Source organism: Ochrobactrum sp. C6C9 (assembly GCF_022627935.1).
GTDB classification, from domain to species: Bacteria; Pseudomonadota; Alphaproteobacteria; order Rhizobiales; family Rhizobiaceae; genus Brucella; species Brucella teleogrylli.
In genome coordinates, this window is record NZ_JABXGB010000025.1 from 1 (window position 1) to 24,895 (window position 24,895).

Below are 24,895 nucleotides of genomic sequence, written 5' to 3' on the forward strand. Positions count from 1 at the left end.
GTATTGTAAGTAGAATATATTCATAATAAAAAACTCATAAGTGAACCAATGCGCCCCACTCTCCGCCAAATTGAATGTTTCCAGGCCGTGGTCGAACTAGGCAACTTTTCTCGCGCAGCCGAGCGTGTCAGAACGACCCAGGCTAATCTTTCACATACAATCCGGGATCTAGAGGCCGTGCTGGATGCGCGGCTTTTCGACAGGACGACACGGCGCGTCAGTCTGACGGATGCGGGCCGTGCCTTTGCCGAAGGCGCGCTCGCCGGTCTCGCAGAAATTGATCGCGCCGCCGAAACAGTGCGCGATTTGGGAAAGTTACGGCGGGGCCAGGTCAGTATCGCAGCTCCACCTTTGCTGTGCACAACAGTGCTTCCACGTCTCGTTCGCCGGGTGGCTGATGAATATCCCAATCTCGTTATCAAGATTGACGATGTGGGGCCAGAAACCGTCATAAAACAGGTGCGCAATGGGCGTTGCGATCTTGGCATAGGCACATTTTCTGGTGAAGACTCGGATGTCGAGAGCCAGACTGCGCTTCGGGATCAGTTGATGGTTTTTGTATCTCCAGAGCATGATTTTGCTGGATATAAGCAGGTCGGCTGGTCCGAACTCGACAATCAGCCAATCATCACGCTCACCCAGAAGAGCAATATTCGACTTTTGACCGAACTTGGCTTTGAACAGGCGAAACTGGCACTGCGGCCCCATATAGAAGTCAACCAGATTCATACGGTTCTCTCGCTGGTCGAGGTCAATGCCGGTATCGCCGTTCTGCCCGCCTACGCTTTTACTGCTTTGCGCGGTCGTGGCATTGTAGCTCGCCCTTTGACGGATCCGGCTGTTGTACGTGAAGTTCGTCTCATCGCTCCCCGAGATCGTGAACAATCTGCGGCCACTATCGCAGTTCGTGCGATCTTGCGGAACCTTCTTCGTCAGATGATTCCCGAAATTCCCGGACCTGACTCAAAGACCAAGAAGATTTGACCGAACGGCGGCGCTTTCTAAACCCATTGTGCTGCTGGTCATTCGTTGGACTGTGTCGCTGCAGCTTTGGGCTGAGTAGGGACGGCGAAACTGCCGGGGCGTCGCCGATGGGTCGCAGCGTTCCGTGCTGCTTGCGCAAAAATACCCGTCATCAGTTCCAGCGTGCGCGCCGCGCCTTCCAGGCGCTGACCCAGTTCCGGTACGTGCTGCACCGCATCTATCAGCAGGGCCGACCGCACTTCGGCATATCTGTCGGTAACGTCCTTTCCCAGCGCGGTAGCTTCATAGGTCACGCCCGCGCGACCACTTCCATTGCGCTCGACCAGTCCGCTCTTGATCAGCTTGCGCAGACTATATTGGATGTTCGGGATATCCTCGCGATTGGTCATATATGCAAGATCATGTATGCTCTTGGGCCGGTCGTTCATTCTGATCGTGTGGAGTAGAGCATTCTCCGGCCCGCTCGCTGCAAAATCTATAACCGAGGAAAGGCATTCGGTCTGCCAACGGCCAAAAGCCTCGAATGTGCGCATCAAGGCGTATTCAAATTCTACGACGTCGATTTCCAGTGGGGTATGGGCCAAGTGCCAGGTGCGGTCGAATTTGTCCATGCTCTTGTTCTTGCTTCTGCGCGCCATGTGAATCTCCCTTCCAGGAGGATGCAGCAGCGTTCCTCTTGCGTCTACATAAAATATCAAATAGATTTTCTATTATAAAATTCATCGTAAGGAGGAGAACGATGACAAATTCCCAAAACCGCATGTTTAATTCGGATACGTTCCTACTTGGGACTTTTGCCACCAACTGTTCCAGCGGGTTGACGGTTTCGAAACTACCGGAGCGTTGGAATAATTCCTGGGACAACAATCTGCGATTGGCGCGGATGCTCGATGACGCCGGTATCGACTTTATGCTGCCGATCGCCCGCTGGGTTGGTTACGGCGGTGAAACGAATTTTCATGGCGGCGTTCTTGAAACCATGACCTGGGCAGCGGGATTGCTTGCCATGACGCGCAACATCACGATTTTTGCGACGGTCCACACCACCGCCAACCACCCGATGGTGGTGGCGAAGCAACTCGCCACGATCGACCAAATTGGCAATGGTCGTGTCGGTCTCAACATCGTCGCGGGATGGAACAAGCCCGAATATGAGGCGCTGGGACTGACACTGCCCGACGACCACGCGACCCGGTATGGGTATGCGCAGGAATGGTATGATATCGTCAAGGCGCTCTGGACCCGCACCGAAGCTTTCGACTGGGATGGCACCCATTTCAAATTGAAGAATATTCTGGGCGACCCTCGTCCATCGCGGCAACTGCCGATTCTGAATGCCGCGGGTTCCGGAGAAGGGCGAGCCTTTGCGGTCCGCAATGCCGATTTCCTGTTCACTCCAGCTATAGACCTGTCCCGTTCCGCGGAAGAGATTGCCGCACTGAAGCAGCAAGGCAGTGATGCTGGCCGTGACGTTAATGTGTTGACCTTCTCCCATGTCGTCTGTCGCCCGACTGAAAAAGAAGCTAGGGAGTTTTTGGAATACACCGGTAAGAACAACATTGACTGGGCGGCTGTGGACAACCTCGTGCGACTGTTGTTTAGCCATGCGCAGTCCTTCCCGCATGATCTGCTCGCACTCATTCGCGACCGCATGGCGGCCGGTCACGGAGGGTTTCCTCTCGTCGGTACGCCGGAGCAGGTTGCGGACGGCATCACCGCGCTGCATCAGGCGGGTTTTCGCGGAACCACGCTTTCCTTCTTCGATTACGCTGAAGAGTTTCCTTATTTCCGCGACAACGTCCTGCCGATGCTCGAGGCGCGCGGTATTCGCCCGGCGCACCGTTCGGTCGAAGCGGCTGCGTAACGCGATGGGGAGACATATCATGTCGGATGGACTTACCTTCCACGACATGTCCGGCGAACAGAGTGTGGCTGCGTTTCGCGCTGCCATGCGGCTGGTCGTTGGCAATGTCAGCCTTATCACCGCTGGTGTGGGGACAGACCGGTCGGGCCTTGTCGTCATCTCGATGGTGTCCTTGTCGGCACAACCGCCGAAAGTCATTGCCTGTATCAACCGATCGTCCTCGACATGGCCGATCATCGAGCGCTTCGGTCATTTCGGCGTGAGCGCGCTCGGACCGGAACATCAGGCATTGGCGGAACGTTTTTCGGGCTTCGGCGGCGTCAAGGGCGCTGATCGCTACGAGGGCGCGGAGTGGATGACTATGGCCACCGGCGCGTCGCTGCTCAAGGATGCGGTCGTGGTGTTCGACTGTAAGCTCGATGAAATGATCGATCGCGGTTCACATTCGATCATTATCGGCTCGGTCAAAGCTGTGGGCACCAAAGATGAGGGCGGGACTTTAGCCTATTGGCGGGGCAATTACAGACCGCTGCATGTTGCGGCCTGACGCCGATGTACGGTGCGGTTCTGGCCGCACCGTCCGTTATGGCCGCGCCATGTCTTTCCCACCAGTTTAGTCTCAGCAAAAACCGACGATCATGGAACCCGGTTCATACTTTTGTTGATGCTCTGGTCCGCATTCTACGGGTTGCGGCTGTGCGGGGCACAGGCGAGGCGTTTCCAGGTCCCTCTTGTGGGGAACTTTCGGTAGACGGTTCTTGATCGGCAAAGGTGCGGATGTCGAGATTACTCAGGACACGGCGCAACAAACTGAAGAGTTGCGCCGTTTCTGCTTCGTCAAAATCCGCAGTGATGGCCTTCGCATGGCTAGCCGCTGCCGGAGCGAGCTGGTGGTAGATATGTCGTCCACCTTGGGTCAGTTCGACCTGGACCACGCGGCTGTCGTGATCAGAAATGCGACGGACAACGAGTCCATCCCTCTCCATCTGATCAATCAGCCGGCTGAGGGCCGATTGTGGAATCAAGGTCAGCTGCACAAGTTCGCCCATATTGCGAGCGCCTTTGTTCATGATGACCATCAACACTCGCCAGCGCTGAACGGTTACGCCGAAGGGGCGCAGTCGCTCCAAAAACTGTTGGTTGAGACCCGCCGTTATCAGATTAAAAAGTGAGGGAAGGAACTCTTCCAGTTCCAGCGTGCGCGATACTGGCCGGGCGGAAATCTTGGAGTCTTTCTCAACCATGGTGCCTTGCCTCACTTCCTACTTTCTATGTCTGTTCGTAGCGAAGCCGTCTTTCGTCCGCAACCGATGCATTGCTTCCACCGTCAACAATGGGGCGTCTGTTCCCACAACCAGGGTCTCATGCAAAACGGTCACAATTCCCCGGTCGGGTTTGGAACGCGACAATGTCTTATCTATAACGGTAGCGCGTATTCTCATCGTGTTGCCAGAAAGCAGAGGTTTGTGCCAGCGAATCTTGTCAAGGCCCGGTGAAGGCATGACTGCATTGTCAGCCGTGTGGTTCTGCCACCCGTCTCTATCTACCATGACAAGGAGAAGCTCGAGCAGCGTTGGCCGAACGCAGTGGACTTCATCCGAACGCGCAAGCTCAACGAGTTCCTGGGACCTGCCGACGGTGACGTCGGCATCATCCTGCAGGGAGGCATGTACAACAGTGTCATGCGCGCGCTGCAATTCCTTGTGCTCGCAGACGTTTATGGCGGATCGCTCATTCCGCTCTACGTTATGAATGTCACCTATCCGATGATCGATGACGAAGTGGCCGAATTCTGCGTCGATAAGAAGGCAGTCATCATGATCGAAGAAGGCCATCCCGCTTTCATCGAGCAGGCGCTCATCACCGCGCTCCATCGCAAGGACATCAACACCAAGGTCCACGGTAAGGATATACTGCCACTCGGCGGCGACTACACTGCGTCAGTGATTGAAAAAGGGCTGCGCAGATTCCTCAATACCCACGCGCATAAGCTTTTGGGTAACCGTTCTGAAGCGCCGGACGCAACTCTGATACTCGAAAACGAGAAGGTAAAGGCTCTCCAAGAGATCGTTCCGCCTCGCCCGGCTGGTTTCTGCACCGGTTGCCCCGAACGCCCAATCTTTGCCGCCATGAAGCTGACTGAGCGAGAGCTCGGCCAGCATCATGTGTCAGGCGACATAGGGTGCCATATCTTCTCCGTCCTGCCTCCGTTCAATATAGGCGGCAATACGATGGGTTACGGCCTATCCGGCGCGGGTGCTTCCGCCTTCAATGTTGAGGCGGACAAGTGTTCGATCGCTGTTATGGGTGACGGCGGCTTCTGGCACAACGGTCTCTCGACCAGTATCGGCAACGCCGTCTTCAATAAGCATGATGGCGTCATCCTAATAGTCGACAACCACTATTCAGCGGCCACCGGCGGCCAGGACATCCTGTCGTCGCGCGCTCAAAATCCCGATCGCTCTACCAACAACGCCATCACCGATGCCGTGAAGGGTGTGGGCGTGAAATGGGTGCGCCAGATTGATCGCACTTACGATGTTGCCAAGATGCGCGACACGTTGAAGGAAGCTCTGACGACTGACGAAAAGGGTCCGAAAGTTATTATCGCTTCTTCCGAATGCATGCTGAACAAGCAGCGCCGCGTGAAGCCGCAGTTCAATAAGGCGGTGAAAGACGGCAAGCGCATGGTCAAGGAGCGCTTCGGCGTCGACGAAGATGTGTGCACCGGCGATCACGCCTGTATCCGCCTTTCCGGCTGTCCCTCGCTCTCCGTCAAGCACACTGACGATCCATTGAAGGACGATCCGGTGGCAGCGATCGACAACAGCTGCGTCGGCTGTGGCAATTGCGGCGAGGTTTCCGAAGCCGCTGTGCTTTGCCCCTCCTTCTACCGCGCCGATGTCATTCACAACCCGACCCGTCGCGACCGGTTTATGGCTAAGATTCGGAATGCAGTGATCGGCTTCTTTCAACGTCGCGCCGACCGTCGGCGTGTAACCTTTGCGTGAGATCATCATGATTGACGTAACCTCTCCGAAACTTACTGGAGTTCCATTCAAGCGACCGATCTCGATCGCGATCCTTGCCATGGGCGGTCAAGGCGGGGGCGTACTCGCCGACTGGATCGTCAACATGGCAGAGACCCAAGGCTGGGCGGCGCAATCCACTTCGGTGCCAGGCGTAGCACAGCGCACTGGTGCGACGATCTACTACATCGAAATGCTTCCTGATTTTGAGGGAAAGCGGCCAATCTTCTCGCTGATGCCGACCCCCGGTGACGTCGACGTAGTGCTGGCGTCCGAGTTCATGGAGGCCGGGCGTGCCATGCTCCGTGGCATTGTCACGCCGGATCGCACGACGCTGATAGCTTCGAGCCATCGCTCTTACGCGGTTGTCGAGAAGCAAACTCCTGGCGATGGAACTGGCGATCCGGTCGCCGTCGTCGAAGCAGCCGGTATCGCGGCCAAGAAAATCATTGCGTTCGATATGCAAACACTTGCCGAAAAGAGCGGCAGCGTCGTTTCCTCGGCTATGCTCGGAGCGCTCGCAGCGGCCGAGGTTCTACCGTTTCCGCGCTCGGCTTTCGAAGATACAGTCCGCGCTGGTGGCAAAGGGGTTGAGTCGAGCCTTAAGGCGTTTTCAGCCGCCTACAATCGCGCGCGCGAAGATCGTCGTGATCCGATTACCCGTTCGCCCGAAAAGAATTTCTTGCCGCTACCGGTAACAACCGCAAACACCGAGCTAGACGCTATCGTGGCGCGCATTCGCTGTAGATTCCCAGAGCATGCGCAGGGGATACTGTTTGCGGGCGTATGTCGGCTGGTAGACTATCAGGATCCTGCCTACGCGATGCAATATCTTGATCGGATGGAACAGATTCTTGGCGAGGATATCGCCAATAGCGGATCAGTACAGAATTTTGGCTTCACCTGTGAAGTGGCAAAATATCTCGCGGTCGCGATGACCTATGATGACGTCGTGCGCGTTGCCGATCTTAAGACACGCAGCAGTCGTTTCGAGCGTGTGCGCAAGGAGATCGGTGCCAAGGATGACCAAATCCTTTATATGACGGAATACATGCATCCGCGCATGGAGGAAGTCGCGGGCACCCTGCCAGCCTGGCTCGGCGGGATGATTGAACGCCGACCACGGCTTTATCAGGCGCTGGACCGCATATTCAACAAAGGCCGTCGCGTGCAGACCGGCACCGTCTGGTGGTTCCTGACGCTTTACGCGGTGGCCGCGACGAAGCGCTTTCGTCGCGGCAGCCTGCGATATAAGCGGGAAATGGCGCACATTGATACCTGGTTGGGTGTCGCTCTGCCGCTTCTGTCGATCAACTATCAACTTGCCTGTGAGGCTGTGACATGCCGCCGTCTGGTAAAGGGCTATTCCGACACGCATGCGCGCGGGAACTCCAAATTGGACCGGATTATGGCCTTGGTTCCGCAGCTTGTGCAGAAGCCCGACGGTGCCATTTGGCTTAGCCGCATTAGGCAGGCTGCGATGCTCGACGAAAATGGTGAGGCGCTTGAAGGCGCGATCAAGACTTTCGAGAGCGCCTACGCACCTTGAGAAACGGCGCTGGGCTCGCTTCGGCCCATTCCCAACGAATGGACCCGCACAGCAGACAGCTGGGGCGGGTCTTCCGTTGTGTTCGCGCTTTTCGCCGCGATCCCAATATTTGAGGCATATGCGAAGGAAAAGGGGCGCGGTTTCCACGCCCCTTTCAGGTCGGTCATCCAATTGTTCCCGGAGGACCACTCGCTTACATGTTGACCCCATATCGCTTCAGCGTTTTTGTCGCCACCGCACGCAAGATACGATCGAAGAGAAACCTGAGGCAGCCAAGGACGATGATGCCCACAAAAACCCAGTCCGTCCGTCCATAGTTTCGTGCGTTCCAGATTAGGGCGCCGAGCCCTTCCTGGGCCGCGACGATTTCCGCAGAGACGATGGTGAGGAACGAGTTGCCCATCGCGATCCGCGCACCGGTGATCATAAAGGGCACCGTGGAGGGAACGACGACGGTCAGGAGCGTCTGAACCCTGGTCGCGCCGAGGCTGGCAGCCGCCTTGATGCGCAGATCGGAAACCGCCATAGAGCCCGCGAGCGCATTGAGTGTCACGGTGAAGACGGTCGTGTAGAAGATCAGCGCAATCTTTGAAGCTTCGCCCGGTCCGAGCCAGATCACGCTTAGAGTGACGAATGCAATCGGTGGAATGAAGCGGAAAAATTCGATGTAGGGATCGAATATTTGCCGAACAAGGCGAAAATAGCCCATAGTCATACCGAGGGGGATGCCTACCGCAACGCCTGCCGCCCAGCCGCAGAAAATCCGGAAGCTGGAGGCGGTGATAGAGGTCCACAACGTTCCATCTTCAACCAGCTCCCAGAAGGCGATTGTTGTGAGGGCCGGTGAGGAAAAAAGAGAGGCGACATCCTGAGACTGAGGATTTGCCACACAAGCAGGCCGCCGAGGATCGAAAGAGCAACGATTACTCCATGTGAAAGGCGGGCGCGCGCCGATTGCGCCCCGAGGACCTTGGGGGCCCTGTCGGCCACAGAACGTGAGACTTCGTTCAAGCTCATGCCGCCGCTTCCGTCAAAAATCCTTGCGCGATCAATGTACGGTTGACCTCCGCTGCAATGTCCTGTCTCAAGCTCTCGATAAGTTCAGCCGCGCGGGGATGCGACAGGTCGCGAGGATGCGGGAGATCGATATTCAAGATCGTTTTCACCTTAGCCGCTGGTCCTGCCGTCATTGTCACTACCCGGTCGGCGAGAAGAATGGCCTCGCCAATGTCATGCGTGACAAAGATGATTGTCGCGCCTGTCTCACGCCAGATTTTATCCACTTCCCGTTGCAGCACCTCGCGTGTTTGGGCGTCGAGGGCGCCAAATGGTTCATCCATCAGGATCACCGACGGTTCGTTTGCAAGTACGCGCGCAATCTGGGCGCGTTGTCGCATTCCCCCCGAAAGTTCACTTGGGAATTTTTGTGCAGCATGCGAGAGCCCGACCATGCGGATATAAGCTTCGGCCTTGGCGGCTCGTTCGGTCTTTGATACGCCGCGCAGGCGCGCGCCATATTCGACGTTTTCCTGGACCGTGAGCCAGGGAAAGAGCGCTTCCGAACTCTGAAAGACGACACCCCGATCAATGCCGGGGCCGTGTACAGGTTGACTATCGACGAGCAGCCGACCGGTGACAGGAGCAAAGCCGGCGATAGCGTTCAGCAAGGTCGACTTGCCGCAGCCGGAGGGGCCAAGCAGACAGACGAATTCGCCAGGCTTGATCACGAGGTCGACACCGCTGGTAACAATGTTATCACCGATTTGAATGCCAACGCCCTCGATAGTGACGGAATTTCCTCTCGACATCGCGGTCATTCCTTAAAAAATCCCTTTTGAACGTAGTTTTCGATGTTGACGCGTTGCGGTGTGCGCTTCTGCTCATAAAGGAAATCGGCGATGCCAGCGAAGCTGACGAGGTCGGCTTCGGAGAAGTCTCGCGTCTGGAAGGACAGGCGTTCAATCAGAGGCACCGTGTCAGTAGCGCGCATTCTGGTCGCTTTCTGGAAGTCGATGGCAGCGGCGTTCCGATCAGCGGTGATATCGCGATTGACTTCGGCCACGACAGCCAGGAACTTCTTGGCTTCTTCTTGATGCGTCTTTAGCCACTCGCCCTGAGCACTAAGCCACATAGTATAGACGTATCCTACGTCGCCACTTGTCAGAAGTGTCTTGCCGCCTTGCTGCCTTCCCTGCTCGTTGAAGGGCGGCCAGCCGAAGAATGCGTCCACATCCCCGCGCTGGAGCAGGGCCGGAAGATCGGGAGCGCCGGCGGGCACAAGTGTTACAGCGGAGGGATCGAGTTGATACTTCTTAAGTAACATGACGGCAGCATATTCGCTCACCGTTCCCTTGATCACGCCGAGCTTCTTAATTTGGCTGGGGTCGCCAATGTCAGGACGGCTGATGAGTTCCAGATGGGTCCCTGACTCGCTGACGACAGCGAGCGGCTTGATGTCGGCACGGGCCAGCCGTATCATCACAGTCTGGTCGGCTGCGATCCCAAAGGTCGCCTGACCGGCGACAACGGCGTCCATTGCGTCGCCTAACGCCTTAGCGCTGTGCAAATGGCGATAGACCGGACTATCAGGTGTAAGGCTGTTTTTGTAACGGAGTTGGGTGTTTGGTTCCGTCATGTGATGGTGTGGTTTGACGATAAAGGCCTCTGGCTTTAAGTTGTTTGATAAAGTTTATGGGGTCAGCCAATCACGCACAGGCCGCCCGGAACGATTAAAACTTCGCCGGGACAGGAGCTTCAAAGCGATGTTGAATTTCCAGCTATTCAGATGGACTTTGCGATACTGCGGATGGCCATTGGTTTTCTTCTCCGGGCTGATTGGCGCGAGGTTCGCCTTCGACAGCGAACACCCTATGGCATTGTTCACCGTAGTGTACGCTGTCGCTGTCGCTATGCTGTTTATTATGGAACGCATTATTCCGCATGAAGGTAGCTGGCTTGAGGCGGATGGTGAGACATTCAACGATATCGCTCATACGTTGTTGACTAAGGGACTTGTTCAACTCGCCGCACTTGCTGCGGCGCTGTTCCCTATGATAGCTGCCAGCTTCCTGCAGCCGCTGGCTACGCTTCAGTTCAGCTTTTGGCCGACCACATTGCCTTTTTTTCTACAGGTGGCACTAGCAGTCATAATTGCAGAGCTCGGCCTGTATTGGTCGCATCGGATCGCGCACGAACGGCTGCTCTTTTGGCGCTTCCACGCCCTGCACCACTCCGTCACCCGGCTTTGGGTCGTCAACACCGGGCGGTTTCATGTCATCGATTCCCTGTTCAAGGTCGGGCTAAGTCAAGCTCCGCTTTATTTCTTGGGCGCACCACTAAAGATATTTTGGTGGTTAGGTGCCGTCACCGCCTTTGCAGGCATTCTCACCCATTGCAATGTCGACATGAGGACGGGGATATTTGACTATGTCTTTAGTACGCCTCGCCTCCATCGCTGGCATCACTCAAAGGACATTCGCGAAGGAAACACCAATTACGGCGAGAACATTGTCTTGTTCGACCAGATTTTCAGGACCTATCACAATCCTGATCGCCCCTCATCCGCAGACATCGGCATCAAAGGACAGGTCGCAAAGGGATTCCTTGCTCAATTGGCACAACCTTTTTCGAAGGATGGTGTTCGTCAAATCCTTGGTTTGCCTTCAAAAAATTGATGGCGTGGCATTATTAATGCCGTTCAGGATGGAATATATGTCAGCGTTGCTTGCGGCACGCCAAACTGGCGGCAAATATTGCTTGAATCAACCCCGCCAAGTCAGGAAGCGCTTCTCGATCTGTCCGATGATGAAGTTGACGATCAGTCCCATCACAGAAAGGATTGTGACGCCGGCAAACAGCTTTTCAAGATCATAGAGCGATCCGGCTTCAAGGATATATGAACCGACGCCGAACTGGGCACCGAGCATTTCGGCTGCGACCAGCAGAATGATGGCGATGGAGATCGATACTCGCAATCCGGACAGGATTGCCGGAAAGGCAGCGGGCAGGATGATCTTGCGCACGATAGACCACCATCCAAGTCCGAAGCTTTGCCCCATACGCACAAGCGAACGATCCACATTATCGACTGCGCCGTACGTGGCAACCACGGTTGGCGTAAAGGTGCCAAATGCGATGAGCATATATTTCGACATTTCGTCGATGCCGAACCAGATTACGAAGAGCGGCAAAAGCGCGATCTTCGGGATCGGAAAAAGAGCGGCGACGAGCGGCACGAGGCCTGCGCGTATATAGCTGAATAAGCCGATCATTACGCCCAGACTGACACCGATTGCGATGCCAAGGCTCGCACCGATGACAAGCCGCCGCAGCGATGGCAGCAGATGCTGCCATAGAAGGCCGGTCTGCCAGAGCTGGAAGAAGGTTTCCAGCACAGCAGATGGGCGCGGCAGTGTCAGATTGGATATGAAGCCGCTGCGAGTTCCGATTTCTGCCAGTGCGAGCAGCGTTATGAAGAGGATCAATGCCATATGGCGCACCGGCTGGGGTGCGAAGCCGCCACCCCGGAAGGGAACCGGGCGTACACTTTGGTCGGGCTGCTTTATCTTTGCGACTTCAACCATTGATCAACTCCTGATCCGCTGCCTGCGCTTCAGCCCGCATCAACTCCCAGAGCTGTTTCTGCTTTTCCTCAAGGACGGGATCACCGAGATGGCGCTCCGAAAGGGGGATATCGATATCGACAATCTCTCTTATCCGTCCTGGCCTTCGTGAAAGTACCACGACCCGATGGCCGAGCCGCACCGCCTCGTTAAGATTGTGCGTGACATAAACGGAGGTGAAAGGCTGGCGTGTCCAAAGCGCAACCAAGTCGTCCATCAACAGTTCCCGTGTCTGGCTGTCGAGCGCGGACAAAGGTTCATCCATCAACATGACGGCGGGGCGCACCGATAAGGCGCGTGCAATTGCCACGCGCTGACGCATACCACCCGACAATTGCTTCGGCAAAGCCTGCCAGAAATCTGAAAGCCGGGTGCGTTCCAGTACATTGGTTATGATCCGGTCCATCTCTGCTCGGCCAAGTCCATGGTCCTCCAGCACGAGTTTGATGTTTCCTTCCACGGTGCGCCATGGCAGAAGCGCAAAATGCTGGAAAACATAGGTGAGCGGATTGAGTGAATCCTTCGGCGGCGAACCGATCTGCAGCACCTCACCCGAAGATGGTCGTTCAAGACCGCCCAGAAAACGCAGAAGAGTGGACTTTCCGCAACCTGACGGGCCGATCAGGCAGACGATCTGTCCCTGCGGGATGGTGAGCGAGACATCTTTTAGAACTTCGACCGGACCATAAGAATGGCTGATGTTCTTAAGCTGCAAATCCATTTCAACTCCAGTCGGAAAGTCCGCCCTCCGATAATAGCATCCCGGTTTGAGATGCCTGTCTTCGGGCTTGGTGCCCGACCAACCGCCGGGCACTGAATGTTCGGTCTCGCCCGATCTCAGATCGTCTTGACGTAGGATGTGTCGAACAGCTTTTCCTGCGTGACCGCTTCCTTCACCATGCCTTCAGATCGGAACCAGTCCAACTGCTCCACGCAGCTGTTGAGCGACAGGGCCAAACCCTTGTTGATGCGCATCGCGCCATCGATCAGGTTCTGTTTTGCGGTCTCGAACGGACTGTCGCTTTCGACATATTTGTGCACGATCTTCGCAATATCGTCGCGTGCTGCATCGTCTGCCGTATTGTCTACGAAGGCGGCATTATAATCATCGATTGCCTTGGAATAGGCTTTGACGAAGGCTTCCGTCATGGCGCGCTCGTCACTCGCATTCTTTGTGGATGTGAATGCCGTTGTGACCTGATAATCCGGTGCATAATCGGAGACGAGGCCGATCTGCTTTGCCGCGCCTTCGCGGATGAGCTTTTTGGCGATATTGGGCTGGATTGCCCAGGAATCGATCTGCCCGGTCGACAGAGCACCAACAACAGCGCCGAGCTTCTGCAAGGGGCGGAGCTGGATTTCAGAAAGCGGAATATTGTTGGCCTTGGCGATCTTGTGTGCCATGAAATGGAATGACGATCCCGCCGTGGTGATCCCGAAACTGTGTCCTGCCAGCTTGGACGGTTCAGTCAGTCCGCCTTCGTAGGCCTTGTTGGAGGCCAGAATGACGTTTCCGGTGATGCCTTTTTCTTCTGCAAGCGCGCCGCCGATCACCTTGATCGCGCCTTTGTCGGCGAGACTGATCAGTCCGCCACTCATCGCGGTCACACCGAAATCGGCATCGCCAGATGCGATGGCGACGGCCATCGGCTGCGCGGCTTCGAAGAACTTCAATTCGATATCGAGACCGGCATCTTTAAAATAGCCTCGCTCATACGCGATATAGCTCGGCGCGTGGCTCGCGAGATGGAGCACCGCCAGATTACGTGCCGCGGCGCGGGCAGACGACCCGAAAGCCGTGCTGACGCCCAATGCACCAAGTCCCATCAATGTCTGACGGCGTGTCAGGGTGAAACCCATTCTGGCTCTCCTCCAATGCGAATGTTAGCCCGGCACAATAGATTTCCCGCTAAGCCCGACAAACAAAATTTCATTACGTCTCTACCATGAAAAATATGGAAGATTGCTTCGCATAAAGTCACGTGGGGGGATTTTCAATAATATTAACGACTAACTTCCTTCGCGATAATCGATGCACCGGCATCGATTTTAAGCAGAAATGGAGCTAATCGTGCCAATATGGGAGCCGATGCGGTCTCGGGCAGCAAATGACCGCCCGCCAGAGCTTCGCCGTCAACATCGCTGGCCCAATCCGCCCAGATATCGAGCGGTTCACGCCCGCCGCCATAGCGTCGGCCCTCTTCCCAGAAGACCAGCGCCGGCACGTGAATACGCCGACCTGCTACCCGATCCGCAAGATCGTCGGTTTCATCCACGCCAGCGCCGGCACGGTAGTCCTCGCATATCCAATGCCGGACGTCAGCGTTGTCAAAGGCTTTTCGATAATCTTCAAGTGCAAGTGGATGCAGCTTGTCGAGACCGTGCGCCATTTTCTGTAGGGTGGTATCGATCATAAAGCGCGGATTGCCACACAATAGCATTTCAGGCAGTGGCTCGGGCTGGGCCAACATGAACCAATGCCAGGCACCCATACCGAATGCTTTGCTCGCACCTTCCCACATTTCGGGTGTCGGTACGACCGTGACAGATACGAGCCCAAGCACCTTGCCCGGATGGTCCAGTGCCATACGATAGGCGACCCGACCGCCGCGATCATGCCCGACCACAACAAACCGGTCCTGGCCGAGCGTCTGCATCAACTCGACCAGACTTGCGGCCATGCGTCGCTTGGATCCTCCACCAGTTGGATTGGAAGTGATGCGACTGCGCCCATAGCCCTGCAAATCCGGGACGACGACAGTGTAGGATTGCGCCAATACCGGTGCGATCCGGTGCCATGCGGCCATGGTTTCCGGATAACCGTGCAGCAGCAGGATCGGCATACCTTGTCCGCCTGTCGTGACAGCAAAACAGACCCCGTCCGTTTCAACATATTGCATTTCGAAGCCGGGGAAGAGTTGCTCGATTGCTGGTTTCATTACTCACCATCTTAAGCTTGCCTGAAGCGAATTCAGCCAATCTTATAGACGCCTTGTCTGGCTCCGGACAATCAGGATCAAAATGAGGTACGTAAATCAAAAAATGCTTGCTATTCGTTTTTCTTCACGTATCAATTGTTCTTGAGGATAGGGGGGTATGTCTTTTGCATGCTGTCCGATGGGGTGATCTGGGCGCAAAATGCCTTTGGGAGGATCAGCCATTCAAAGAATAAACAGCTCAAAAGGGGGCTGTTTTGTTGTGCCGAACTCCGGGGGGCAATGTGTTCGGGGGCGCGGTTTGGTATCAGCCGGTCGTAAGCCGGCGTTGTTAGGAGGAGGTTTGCATGAGACGTCGTAATTTTCTGACCGGCGCGCTGGTTGCCGCAGCTTTGGGCATAGGCGCGATGACATCCACGCCGGTTTATGCTTCGCCGGAAAATCCGGTCATCGGCTTTTCCATTGACGATCTTCGCGTCGAGCGCTGGGCGCGTGACCGCGACTATTTCATTGAGGCGGCAGAAAAGCTGGGCGCCAAGGTCAATGTGCAATCTGCTGACGGTAACGAAGAAAAGCAGGTCAAGCAGGTTGAAAACCTGATTGCGCAGGGCGTTGACGCCATCGTCATCGTGCCGATGAATTCGAAGGTTTTCGATGCGGTCGTCGCCGACGCCAAGGCGTCCGGTATCAAGGTTCTTTCCTATGATCGCCTGATCCTCAATGCCGATATTGATGCCTATATCTCGTTTGACAATGAGCGCGTCGGCTTCATGCAGGCGGAAGCCGTCCTGAAGGCGAAGCCCGAAGGCAATTATTATCTCCTCGGCGGCTCGCCGACGGATAACAACGCCAAGCTCCTCCGCGCCGGTCAGGAAAAGGCTCTCAAGGAAGCCATCGATTCCGGCAAGGTGAAGGTGATTGGTTCGCAGTGGGTGAAGGAATGGAGCCCGACGGAAGCACTCTCCATCATGGAAAACGCTCTGACGGCCGCGCAGAACAAGATCGATGCGGTTGTAGCTTCAAACGACGGCACCGCAGGTGGCGCCATCCAGGCACTTGCCGCGCAGGGACTGGCCGGGAAGACTGCTGTTTCGGGACAGGATAGCGACCTTGCCGCCGTCAAGCGCCTGATCGACGGTACGCAGACCGTAACGGTCTACAAACCGCTGAAACTCATTGCTTCCGAAGCAGCCAAGCTGACCGTCCAGATGGTCAAGGGCGAAAAGCCTGAGTTCAATTCCAAACTCGATAATGGCGGCAAGCAGGTCGATACGCTTCTGCTGACGCCAACTGCCGTGACCAAAGACAATATCGACATTTACGTCCAGGATGGCTTCTACACCAAGGAGCAGATATCCGGGAAATAAGTCTTTGTGCTGATCGCCGGAGCCTACTCCGGCGATCAGCACAACAGAATAGTGCGATCAGAAGTTGTGAAACAATGTTCAGCTTCCCCGCCAATGTATCGATGCTGTCTGTGACAGCGTTGTCTGGAGTAATTCCGCCGTGGGAGATGGTGTCGGCGGTCTTCGGATGGCTTATTCTGCTGCAACACTGCAAGGTCGTATGCGATGTCCGAATATCTTCTAGAGATGCGCAATATCGGTAAGGACTTTAACGGCGTGAAAGCGCTAGACGGTATTTACCTGAAGGTGCGTCCGGGCGAGTGCGTCGGCCTTTGCGGCGAGAATGGCGCGGGTAAATCCACGCTGATGAAAGTGCTTTCTGGCGTCTATCCCTATGGCGCCTGGACCGGCGAGATTTTGTGGGAAGGTCAGGAGCTGAAGGCCACAGGTATTCGCGATACAGAAGCGGCTGGCATCGTTATCATCCATCAGGAACTGATGATGGTGCCGCATCTGACGGTTGCGGAGAACATCTTTCTGGGATCGGAGCCGACGAGCGGGGGCTTCATCGATTATGACCAGATGAATGCGCGTGCGACGGAACTTCTGGCGCGCCTCAAGATCCACGACATCAATGTAGCACTTCCAGTCTATCATTATTCAGGTGGCAAGCAGCAGCTGATCGAGATCGCAAAGGCGATCAACAAGAATGCGAAGCTTCTCATTCTGGATGAACCGACATCGGCGCTGACGGCAGCCGAAACACGCGTTCTTCTCGATCTCGTCAAGGACTTCAAGGCGCAGGGAATGGCCTGTGTCTACATTTCCCACAAGCTGGATGAAGTGGCTGAAATTTCCGACACGGTGACGGTCATCCGCGACGGCACGCATATCGCCACCAAACCCATGGCGGAACTCACGACGCCAGCCATCATCACCATGATGGTGGGACGCGAGATGAAAAACCTGTTCCCGCGCGAGCCTCACGATATTGGCGAAGTCATTTTCGAGGCCCGCAACATAAATTGCTGGGAGGTGACTAATCCCGATCGCAAGGTGGTCGACAATGTTTCGTTTGCGCTTAGGCGCGGGGAAATCCTCGGTATTGCCGGGCTCGTGGGCGCGGGGCGGACCGAACTGGTGTCAAGCCTCTTCGGTGTCTGGCCCGGAGCGCATGAGGGGCAGGTCTTTCTGGAAGGCAGGGAACTGAAGATCAGCACGCCGCGCGATGCCGTTCGACAGGGCATCTGCATGGTGCCGGAAGACCGCAAGAAGGACGGCATTCTGCCCATCATGCCGGTGGGCTATAATATGACTGTCTCGGTGCTGGATCGTTTTTCCCTGCGCGGATTGCTCGACAAGGAAGCGGAACTAGCGACGATCCAGCGTGAGATTTTGCGTCTCAAGGTGAAGACTGCCGATCCAATGTTGGAAATCGCGTCCCTGTCCGGTGGTAACCAGCAAAAGGCGGTGCTGTCGAAGATGATGCTGCCGGACCCCAAGGTGCTCATTCTGGATGAGCCGACGCGGGGCGTCGATGTTGGCGCGAAATATGAAATCTACAAACTGATCTTCGCGCTCGCGAAACAGGGGGTTGCGGTGCTGATGGTCTCTTCGGAAATGCCGGAGGTTCTCGGCATTAGCGATCGCGTACTGGTGATCGGCGAGGGCAGGTTGCGCGGCGACTTCGCCAATGAAAATCTCACGCAGGAGCAGGTGCTTGCAGCCGCAATAGGCAACCCCATGAGCAATGTCGCCTGACCCTCGAATAACGATTGGTTATCCCGCATTCTTCGGGCGCCAGTTGTTCAACTCCTTTCTGGAATACTCAAATTTGACCGGTGCATGATATGACATTGACGGGCAAAGGCCTCCGAAAGTTTATCGCGGAATATAAGATCGTAGCTCTCCTGATCGTGGTCGCGCTCATCTGGGCCTTGTTTGCAGTACTCACCTATGATCCGGAGATGGGGCGTTCGCAGTTTCTGACAGCGCGCAATTTTTCTAATCTCCTGCGCCAAATGGCAATCACGGGAATGCTGGCGTCCGCGATGGTTTTCGTCATCGTCGCCGGTGAAATTGATCTTTCGGTCGGGGCGCTTCTGGGGCTTCTAGGCGGCATCGCCGCCGTTCTCGATGTCGTTTACGGATGGCCGCTATGGGCGACGATCAGCACCGTTCTGGTTCTGGGTGTGGCACTTGGCGCTTTCAACGGCTGGCTGACCGCCTATCTTGGCATACCCTCCTTCATTGTTACACTTGGCGGACAGCTCGTCTTTCGCGGTATAGTGCTGGGTATCATGGGCGGCGTCACAATCGCGCCGATCTCGCCAGAATTCAAATATATCGGGCAGGGTTACCTGCCGGGTTGGCTTGGCAATCTCAGCGCAATTGCGCTGTTCGGCGTTCTTATCCTCATGACGCTACGTACGCGGGCCAGCAAGAGCAAGCATAACCTCCAGACACTTTCGCCCGCTATGGAAGTCGCGAGGCTTCTCGGTATCGGTATCCTGATATTGGGCTTCATCCTGATCCTCAACAGCTATCAGGGCGTACCGGTCCCGGTGCTGATCCTGCTGGTGATCCTTGGCGTTTTCACTGTTATCGCAAAACAGACGGTGTTCGGTCGTCACATCTATGCGGTTGGCTCCAATACCGAAGCAACCCGCTTTTCAGGCGTGAATGTAAACTTCGTCAAGATGGCAGTCTTCGCCTTGATGGGACTGATGGCGGCGGTCGCTGGTCTGACAACAACCTCCCGCCTCGCGGCAGGTACGCCATCAGCAGGTATGGGGGGAGAGCTGGATGCCATTGCCTCCTGTTTCATCGGGGGCACTTCCATGCGCGGCGGCGTCGGTTCTGTGCTCGGTGCATTGGTGGGCGCGCTCATCATGTCGAGCCTTGACAACGGTATGTCCATGCTCGGCGTCGATACATTCTGGCAGCAGATCATCAAGGGCAGCATTCTTGTTTTGGCTGTATATCTCGACATCGTATCTTCCGGCACACGGCGCGGATGAGTGTAGTTCGATATACTGGGCGACCAAACATAGCGGGCCTTGCCGCTCGCTATGGTCCGGATTCAATACGGTGGTTTTGAGCACTACAGGACTATGAATTGTTGTCTCTTTGCGAAAGGATGTGATCCAGCATCTGATTTCGTTGAGTGCGCAATGGGCTTCCATTGGACTCTGCTAATAACTTTTGCGCGCGGCAAACCGTCGGGTGCCAAGCGGCATCGTCCATACCTGATGGACTGCATCAATCTTGCCCTTCTTCGAGCAGTGAAAAGTTGTTTCAGGCAAGCGGAATTCTGAATTCCAATCTGAACACGGGGAGTGCCGTTGCCCCAAGATGTCCGTAACCTTGGATCAGAAGAAACCCCTCAAAACGCTGCCCGTGTCCAGAATCTTTAAAATATTCGTATTGACCGTCTAAATACACCAGTTCGCTTAGCTACTCACTGTGCAAGCGGTACAGAGAATGAGTTCTAGCCACCGCTTATAGCGCTGTAATCGCTAACTTGATCTGATCGAAGCTTTCGGTATCGACCGTTCTTGCGGTCGATGAGTTCGGCATGGCTGCCCTGTTCGGCAATTCGTCCGTCTTCGATCACTATGATGCGGTCAGCATTAACGATGGTTGCAAGCCTGTGCGCTATCACAAGCGTCGTGCGGCCCTGCGACAGTTCGGCAAGCGATTGCTGGATGGCCCGCTCCGTCTCGGTGTCGAGCGCGGAGGTCGCTTCATCAAGGATCAGGATCGGCGGGTTTTTCAGGAAAATGCGTGCGATGGCGAGACGCTGCTTCTGTCCGCCCGATAGTTTCACGCCACGCTCGCCAATGACTGTGTCCAGACCATTCGGAAGTGAGGCGATCATCGTGTCGAGCCTTGCACGGCTAGCCGCGCCCAGGATGTCGGCTTCGGTGGCGTCGAGGCGTCCATAGGCGATGTTCTCACGGATCGTGCCGGCGAACAGGAAGACATCCTGTTGCACTATGCCAATGTTAGAGCGCAGGGACCTCAAGCTCACGTCGCGAATATCTGTGCCATCGATGCTGATCGCGCCACCCGTCACCTCATAGAAGCGAGGCAAAAGCGAGCATATCGTTGTCTTGCCCGTGCCCGACGAGCCGACGAAAGCGACAGTTTCTCCGGCGCGGATGGAAAGGTTTAAACCATCGAATAAAGGTGTGTCCGAATTGTAGCCGAAGCGAACATTTTGATAGTCAATGTCACCAGTCAGCCTCTGGATGGAGCGCGCCTGTGGCCGGTCTGCGATATCCGGTATCGTATCCAGGAACTGCGTATATCGCTGAAAGCCCGCAATGCCCTTCGGGTATGTTTCAATGATCGCATTGATCTTGTCGATCGGTCGGAAAAATACACCCACCAGAAGCAGGAAGCCGACGAAGCTGCCCGCCGACAGTTCGCCGCGCATCACGAACCATGCGCCTGTCAGCATCACAACGACCTGCACGAAGCGTGTTGACAGGTAGGACAGTGACACAGACGCCGCCAGAGCCTTGTAGGTTTCCAGCTTGGTCATCAGATAGTTTTGGTTGTTCTCAGCAAACAGTTTCCGTTCATGATCCTCGTTCGTGAAGGCCTGCACCACCCTAATACCGCCGACGTTTTCCTCAATGCGGGCATTGAACTCTGCCACACGTCCGTAAAGCGCGCGCCAGGTCTTGGTCATACGCTTGCTGTAACGAGTGGAAAAGATCGCAGTCACGGGCACGATGGTTGCGGTGATCAGCGCTAGCGGCACATGCACCGACATCATCAAAATAAAAGCTCCGATCAGCGTCATGAGCGCGATGAACAGATCTTCCGGCCCGTGATGGGCGACCTCGCCAATCTCCTCGAGATCCTTGGTCAGTCTTGCGACAAGGTGGCCGGTTTTCTGGTTGTCGAAGAAGCCGAAGGAAAGCTTCTGCAGATGGTCGAAGGCTTTCCTTCGCATTTCGGTCTCGATCTTGAGACCAAGCATATGGCCCCAATAGGTGACGATGACCTGAAGACCGGCATTGACCAGATAGATCAGGAACAAGCCGAGAGACGCCAGTGCGATCATGCCCAGTTGGTTGGTGGGAAGCAGGCGGTCGATGAACAGCGTCACCGCGACCGGAAAGGCCAGTTCCAGTAGTCCGGCGACGACGGCGCTGGAAAAGTCCAGCACGAACAGCCCACGGTGTGGCCTATAATAGGATGTGAAGCGTTTTAACAGGCCAGCCAAACTGGATCCCTTTCGTTTGGTGTCTTTCAGTAAATGTTGCGAACAACGGAATGGTCCGACGAATTTTTCCTGTGGAAGCTGATTAAAAAGCCGGTTTTGGTGTGACCGGAGATCGTGATGCGCTTGTCTTCATGTTCCCTCTCGGCACGATGAGCGGAGTACCAGCGACTGGATCGGGGATGACCATGGCCCGCAGTCCGAAAACGCGTTCGACCAGTTCGGCATCGACGATGTCTGCCGGGGCGCCCTCTGCTAGGACGGCGCCGTCTTTTATGGCGATCAGGTGCGTGGCATAGCGGCAAGCATGATTGAGATCATGCAGCACTGCGATGATTGTTCGCCCCCTCTCATTAAGGTCAGCCAGAAGATCAAGCAGTTCGATCTGGTGGGCGATGTCGAGGAAGGTGGTCGGCTCGTCGAGCAGAAGGATCGGCGTTTCCTGCGCCAGGACCATTGCAACCCATACGCGTTGACGTTGGCCGCCGGAGAGTTCGTCCACCAGTTGACCGGAAAGTTCGGTGACACGGGTTGCCGCCATCGCGGCGAGGACGGCTGCCTTGTCTGCTTACCTTGGGACACCGGCACTCCTTAGGGCCGGTCAGATCAAGAACTGCCGTTACCGCTGGCGGCGACCGCAACCTTGTCATTATTCAGGCTGAAGCTCTCGCGGGTGACAACCAGAATGATGGCCAGAATGATCGCTTCCATGATCGCGAAGGTCAGGAAAGCGCTGACAAAAGACCCACCAGAAACCTTGATGACCACGCCCATGACCCAGGGCGATATGAAGGTCGCAAGAATGGCGAAAATCTCGGCATAGCCAACCGCTGCCGTCGCCAGCTCTTCAGGATATTTTTCGCTGAGGAATGCAAAGATCGCACCGCCGCCGAAAAGGGCCACGCCGCTAAAAAGCGCCATCAGGATGAGCCAGCCGAAGCCAAGCGGTATCGCCATGCCGCCGGTGAACATTACCGCGACGAGGACGGCGAGCACGGTTCCGAACTTGATCATCCCTGTTTTGTTCAGGCGGTCGGCGGCGTAACCGCCGATGACGAGAAACACCACCTGCGACAGTCCCATCAAGGTGCCGATCAGTGCCGCATCTTCCACGGGCATCTGATGCACAGCAATATATCCGGGAATGACCCAGGTGGCGGTTCCGGCAATGGCCATCGTGCAGGCCGAAATGCCCAGGCTGCCGACGATAATCCATTTCGAGCGGAAGATGCTGGCCAGTGACGCCGTCGAGGTCTGCTGCTTTTCCGGTTCCCAGCTGAAACCCTTATAGCCGATATGAGCCGGATTGTTGCGGGTGAAGAGCAGCACGGCAGCCGCCGTCACCAGCGTTCCGATGGCAAGAATGGCGAAGAAGGTGCGCCAGCCATAGGTGATGGAAAGCGGAATGCCAATCGCGAAGTCCAGCGTGATCGCAAGACTATAGGCCGCGAGGATCAAGCCGATCATGCTGCCGCGCCGCTTCTGCGGGAACCAGCCGATGATGAGTTTCATATTACCGAGGAAGATTGCTGCATCAAAGAAACCGATGAACAGGCGGAGGGCAATCAGCTGGGCGTAGGTCTGGACATAGACTTGCGCCACCATGCCGATGGCGGTGCAGAACAGGCCGATCAGCAACAGCGACCGCGCATTCATGCGACGGCTCAATTGCGACCAGACAATCATGCCGAGACCATAGGTCAGCGCGAATATCCCCTGCGCCAGACCGGCCTGCGCGGAATCGAGCTGAAGTGTTTCCGAAATGAACGGTATCACCGCCGCAAAGGCGTACCAGTCGGCGGCGAGAAACATCTCGCATAACAGCGCCAGCGCCAGCATGCCCCATTGCCAGCGCTTTATTCTGGATTGATCGAAGTCCGATAGGCTTTCCCATTGCATGGTCTGGTTCCCCTTATTTTTACCTGCAACTTCTTGATGCTCCCAGGCGGGAGCGTGCGGTGCCCAATGCTTGAAGACGGACCTCAGACCGTCGACAGGAAATCGCGCACAAGTGTCGCCGCCGCTGGCGTCTCTTCAAACAGCAGATGGCCGGTCGCGTCGAGCGTCTCCAGACGTGCGCCACTGATCCCGTGCTTCCATTCTTCGGCATATTGCGCGGGGATAACCCGGTCTTCCTCGCCCCAGAGGATCAGGGTCGGCATATTCAGCCGGTGCAGCCACTGGCCAAGTTTTTTATTGCCGCGCCCATCGGTCGCGTGGACCCGCGCCAGCGCGCCCATTTCGCGGCCGAGCGCTGCATCGAACCGGCTATCGGGCGCAGATGGAAAATAGCGGAGCGCGACTGCCGGATCATGCGTGAGATGGGCAGGGATATCGGCTGGCGCGACTTGAAACAGATCAGGAAGAGGGATTGCCGGAAGATCGAGTCCGGCAGGTGCCGCGAGAAACAGCGCGGTGAGCCTGTCCGGCTGCCTGATCGCGTATTCGGCTGCGATCCAGCCCCCCAGCGAAAAGCCGCCAAGGCCGAACTGATCCAGCCCCAACGCATCGAAGAAATCCATGTAATGGAGCACATAATCGCCGATCTGCACGATATCGGCATCATCGTCGCTTTCACCGAAATTGGGATGAAACGGAATGATGAGCCGGTTTCGCGAAGCAATGTCGGTTAGGCTGTTAAAGCCGGGAAATGTCCCGGTTCCGTGCAGAAAAACGATGTCCTTGCCTTCACCCTTCAAAAGATAAGTGATGGTTTTGCCTCGGATTTCGACCGTGCGCTTTTCAAAACTGCTCGAGTAATTCAACATCTTTCCACCTTATGCCGCTGGCTTGGTGTGACTGGACCAATTGCTTTCTTATCTGGTCGACGGCGCTGTCGATCCGCTCTTCGAGGGCCGGAGGCAACAGCCCGTCCGGTTCCAGTTCCGCCGAACAGGCATAAATACCGGTTGCGACGGTTCCGGCTTCGAAAAAGCCGAATAGCGGACGCAGATGATGCTCGACGACCAATGCGTGACGATGCCCGCCGCCCACCGCGCACAGCACGGTCGGGCGACCGCGCAGCGCAAATGGATGCACGAGATCGAACACATGTTTGAAAAGACCGGGATAGCTTCCCTGATAGACCGGGCAGCCGACGATCAGAGCATCGCAATGCTCGATCTCCGAAATGAGGCTTTCGGACTGCCGGTCCAGTGCCTTGCGATTGACGGTAAACAGGTTCGGCCCGGCATGGGACAGGTCCAGATGCGTGACTGACACATCGTTTTCCGCTTCCAGCTTTGCGGCAATCGCCTGGGTTAGCCGGTGAACTTTCGTCGGGCGATCACACCCGACGAAGCTGACAATATTTCGCGTCATGGCTGGTC

21 protein-coding genes and 2 pseudogenes are annotated in these 24,895 nt (G+C 56.0%); 9 read left to right on the forward strand and 14 right to left on the reverse strand.

Annotated elements, in window-relative coordinates:
- Positions 1-48 precede the first annotated feature (48 nt).
- Entirely contained in the window at positions 49-984 is a 936-nt protein-coding gene (locus tag HWD97_RS18330; RefSeq protein ID WP_121539615.1) for a LysR family transcriptional regulator, read from the forward strand.
- Positions 985-1,022: 38 nt separating this feature from the next.
- On the opposite strand, the gene HWD97_RS18335 is transcribed toward HWD97_RS18330, so the two are convergent.
- Positions 1,023-1,622, reverse strand: coding sequence for a winged helix DNA-binding protein (locus tag HWD97_RS18335; protein WP_121539616.1), 600 nt, complete (start codon positions 1,620-1,622; stop codon positions 1,023-1,025).
- Positions 1,623-1,723: 101 nt separating this feature from the next.
- On the opposite strand from HWD97_RS18335, the gene HWD97_RS18340 reads away from it, so the two are divergent.
- Together HWD97_RS18340 and HWD97_RS18345 are read left to right on the forward strand one after the other, a co-directional pair.
- Positions 1,724-2,848 carry an LLM class flavin-dependent oxidoreductase gene (locus HWD97_RS18340; protein ID WP_371835391.1) on the forward strand — a complete coding sequence of 375 codons (1,125 nt, stop codon included), beginning with the start codon at positions 1,724-1,726 and terminating at the stop codon, positions 2,846-2,848.
- 19 nt (positions 2,849-2,867) lie between these two features.
- Positions 2,868-3,395, forward strand: a complete 528-nt coding sequence (locus HWD97_RS18345) for a flavin reductase family protein (RefSeq protein WP_371835392.1) — start codon at positions 2,868-2,870, stop codon at positions 3,393-3,395.
- Between the two features lie 103 nt (positions 3,396-3,498).
- Here the strand turns inward: HWD97_RS18345 and HWD97_RS18350 are convergent, their stop codons facing one another.
- Positions 3,499-4,092: a MarR family winged helix-turn-helix transcriptional regulator gene (locus HWD97_RS18350; protein WP_124916042.1), complete on the reverse strand. Its 594-nt coding sequence runs from the start codon at positions 4,090-4,092 to the stop codon at positions 3,499-3,501.
- Between the two features lie 267 nt (positions 4,093-4,359).
- Between HWD97_RS18350 and HWD97_RS18355 the strand changes: the two are divergent.
- Positions 4,360-5,859 (forward strand): annotated as a pseudogene (locus HWD97_RS18355) (thiamine pyrophosphate-dependent enzyme); the annotation flags it as partial.
- A gap of 7 nt (positions 5,860-5,866) precedes the next feature.
- A complete protein-coding gene (locus tag HWD97_RS18360) occupies positions 5,867-7,426 on the forward strand; it encodes an indolepyruvate oxidoreductase subunit beta family protein (protein ID WP_371835393.1) in 1,560 nt (519 codons plus the stop codon).
- Between the two features lie 193 nt (positions 7,427-7,619).
- Here the strand turns inward: HWD97_RS18360 and HWD97_RS18365 are convergent, their stop codons facing one another.
- The 3 genes from HWD97_RS18365 to HWD97_RS18375 all read right to left on the reverse strand — a co-directional run bounded on the left by HWD97_RS18365 (position 7,620) and on the right by HWD97_RS18375 (position 9,962).
- The gene (locus tag HWD97_RS18365) at positions 7,620-8,315 is read right to left on the reverse strand and encodes an ABC transporter permease (RefSeq protein WP_371835394.1); all 696 of its coding nucleotides are present in this window, start codon (positions 8,313-8,315) and stop codon (positions 7,620-7,622) included.
- 124 nt (positions 8,316-8,439) lie between these two features.
- A complete protein-coding gene (locus HWD97_RS18370; RefSeq protein ID WP_371835395.1) occupies positions 8,440-9,243 on the reverse strand; it encodes an ABC transporter ATP-binding protein in 804 nt (267 codons plus the stop codon).
- On the reverse strand, positions 9,240-9,962 hold the full coding sequence (locus HWD97_RS18375) for an ABC transporter substrate-binding protein (RefSeq protein WP_371835396.1): 723 nt from the start codon (positions 9,960-9,962) through the stop codon (positions 9,240-9,242). Before HWD97_RS18375 ends, HWD97_RS18370 begins: the two co-directional genes overlap by 4 nt.
- Before the next feature lie 226 nt (positions 9,963-10,188).
- Between HWD97_RS18375 and HWD97_RS18380 the strand changes: the two genes are divergently transcribed.
- The gene (locus HWD97_RS18380) at positions 10,189-11,100 is read left to right on the forward strand and encodes a sterol desaturase family protein (protein ID WP_371835397.1); all 912 of its coding nucleotides are present in this window, start codon (positions 10,189-10,191) and stop codon (positions 11,098-11,100) included.
- A gap of 87 nt (positions 11,101-11,187) precedes the next feature.
- Here the strand turns inward: HWD97_RS18380 and HWD97_RS18385 are convergent, their stop codons facing one another.
- From HWD97_RS18385 to HWD97_RS18400, 4 genes are all read right to left on the reverse strand, one after another.
- Positions 11,188-12,009 (reverse strand): ABC transporter permease, encoded by an 822-nt coding sequence (locus HWD97_RS18385; RefSeq protein WP_371835398.1) that lies wholly within the window; start codon positions 12,007-12,009, stop codon positions 11,188-11,190.
- Positions 12,002-12,769, reverse strand: a complete 768-nt coding sequence (locus HWD97_RS18390) for an ABC transporter ATP-binding protein (RefSeq protein WP_371835399.1) — start codon at positions 12,767-12,769, stop codon at positions 12,002-12,004. The genes HWD97_RS18385 and HWD97_RS18390 overlap by 8 nt, the downstream gene beginning before the upstream one ends.
- A 116-nt stretch (positions 12,770-12,885) precedes the next feature.
- Entirely contained in the window at positions 12,886-13,908 is a 1,023-nt protein-coding gene (locus HWD97_RS18395) for an ABC transporter substrate-binding protein (protein ID WP_371835400.1), read from the reverse strand.
- A 143-nt stretch (positions 13,909-14,051) separates the two neighbouring features.
- Positions 14,052-14,987, reverse strand: a complete 936-nt coding sequence (locus HWD97_RS18400; protein WP_371835401.1) for an alpha/beta fold hydrolase — start codon at positions 14,985-14,987, stop codon at positions 14,052-14,054.
- 344 nt (positions 14,988-15,331) lie between these two features.
- On the opposite strand from HWD97_RS18400, the gene xylF reads away from it, so the two are divergent.
- The 3 genes from xylF to HWD97_RS18415 all read left to right on the forward strand — a co-directional run bounded on the left by xylF (position 15,332) and on the right by HWD97_RS18415 (position 19,350).
- Complete coding sequence (gene xylF / locus HWD97_RS18405; RefSeq protein WP_371835402.1) at positions 15,332-16,351, forward strand: D-xylose ABC transporter substrate-binding protein; 1,020 nt, start codon at positions 15,332-15,334, stop codon at positions 16,349-16,351.
- A gap of 204 nt (positions 16,352-16,555) precedes the next feature.
- Complete coding sequence (locus HWD97_RS18410; RefSeq protein ID WP_371835403.1) at positions 16,556-18,091, forward strand: xylose ABC transporter ATP-binding protein; 1,536 nt, start codon at positions 16,556-16,558, stop codon at positions 18,089-18,091.
- Between the two features lie 89 nt (positions 18,092-18,180).
- A complete protein-coding gene (locus HWD97_RS18415; RefSeq protein ID WP_371835404.1) occupies positions 18,181-19,350 on the forward strand; it encodes a sugar ABC transporter permease in 1,170 nt (389 codons plus the stop codon).
- A 470-nt stretch (positions 19,351-19,820) separates the two neighbouring features.
- Here the strand turns inward: HWD97_RS18415 and HWD97_RS18420 are convergent, their stop codons facing one another.
- The 5 genes and pseudogenes from HWD97_RS18420 to HWD97_RS18440 all read right to left on the reverse strand — a co-directional run bounded on the left by HWD97_RS18420 (position 19,821) and on the right by HWD97_RS18440 (position 24,887).
- On the reverse strand, positions 19,821-21,569 hold the full coding sequence (locus HWD97_RS18420) for an ABC transporter ATP-binding protein (protein WP_371835405.1): 1,749 nt from the start codon (positions 21,567-21,569) through the stop codon (positions 19,821-19,823).
- Between the two features lie 82 nt (positions 21,570-21,651).
- Positions 21,652-22,131 (reverse strand): annotated as a pseudogene (locus HWD97_RS18425) (ABC transporter ATP-binding protein); the annotation flags it as partial.
- A 41-nt stretch (positions 22,132-22,172) separates the two neighbouring features.
- On the reverse strand, positions 22,173-23,465 hold the full coding sequence (locus HWD97_RS18430; RefSeq protein ID WP_371835406.1) for a nitrate/nitrite transporter: 1,293 nt from the start codon (positions 23,463-23,465) through the stop codon (positions 22,173-22,175).
- A gap of 83 nt (positions 23,466-23,548) precedes the next feature.
- Entirely contained in the window at positions 23,549-24,334 is a 786-nt protein-coding gene (locus HWD97_RS18435) for an alpha/beta fold hydrolase (protein WP_371835407.1), read from the reverse strand.
- Positions 24,309-24,887: an NAD(P)H-dependent oxidoreductase gene (locus tag HWD97_RS18440; protein WP_121538994.1), complete on the reverse strand. Its 579-nt coding sequence runs from the start codon at positions 24,885-24,887 to the stop codon at positions 24,309-24,311. The genes HWD97_RS18435 and HWD97_RS18440 overlap by 26 nt, the downstream gene beginning before the upstream one ends.
- Positions 24,888-24,895 lie beyond the last annotated feature (8 nt).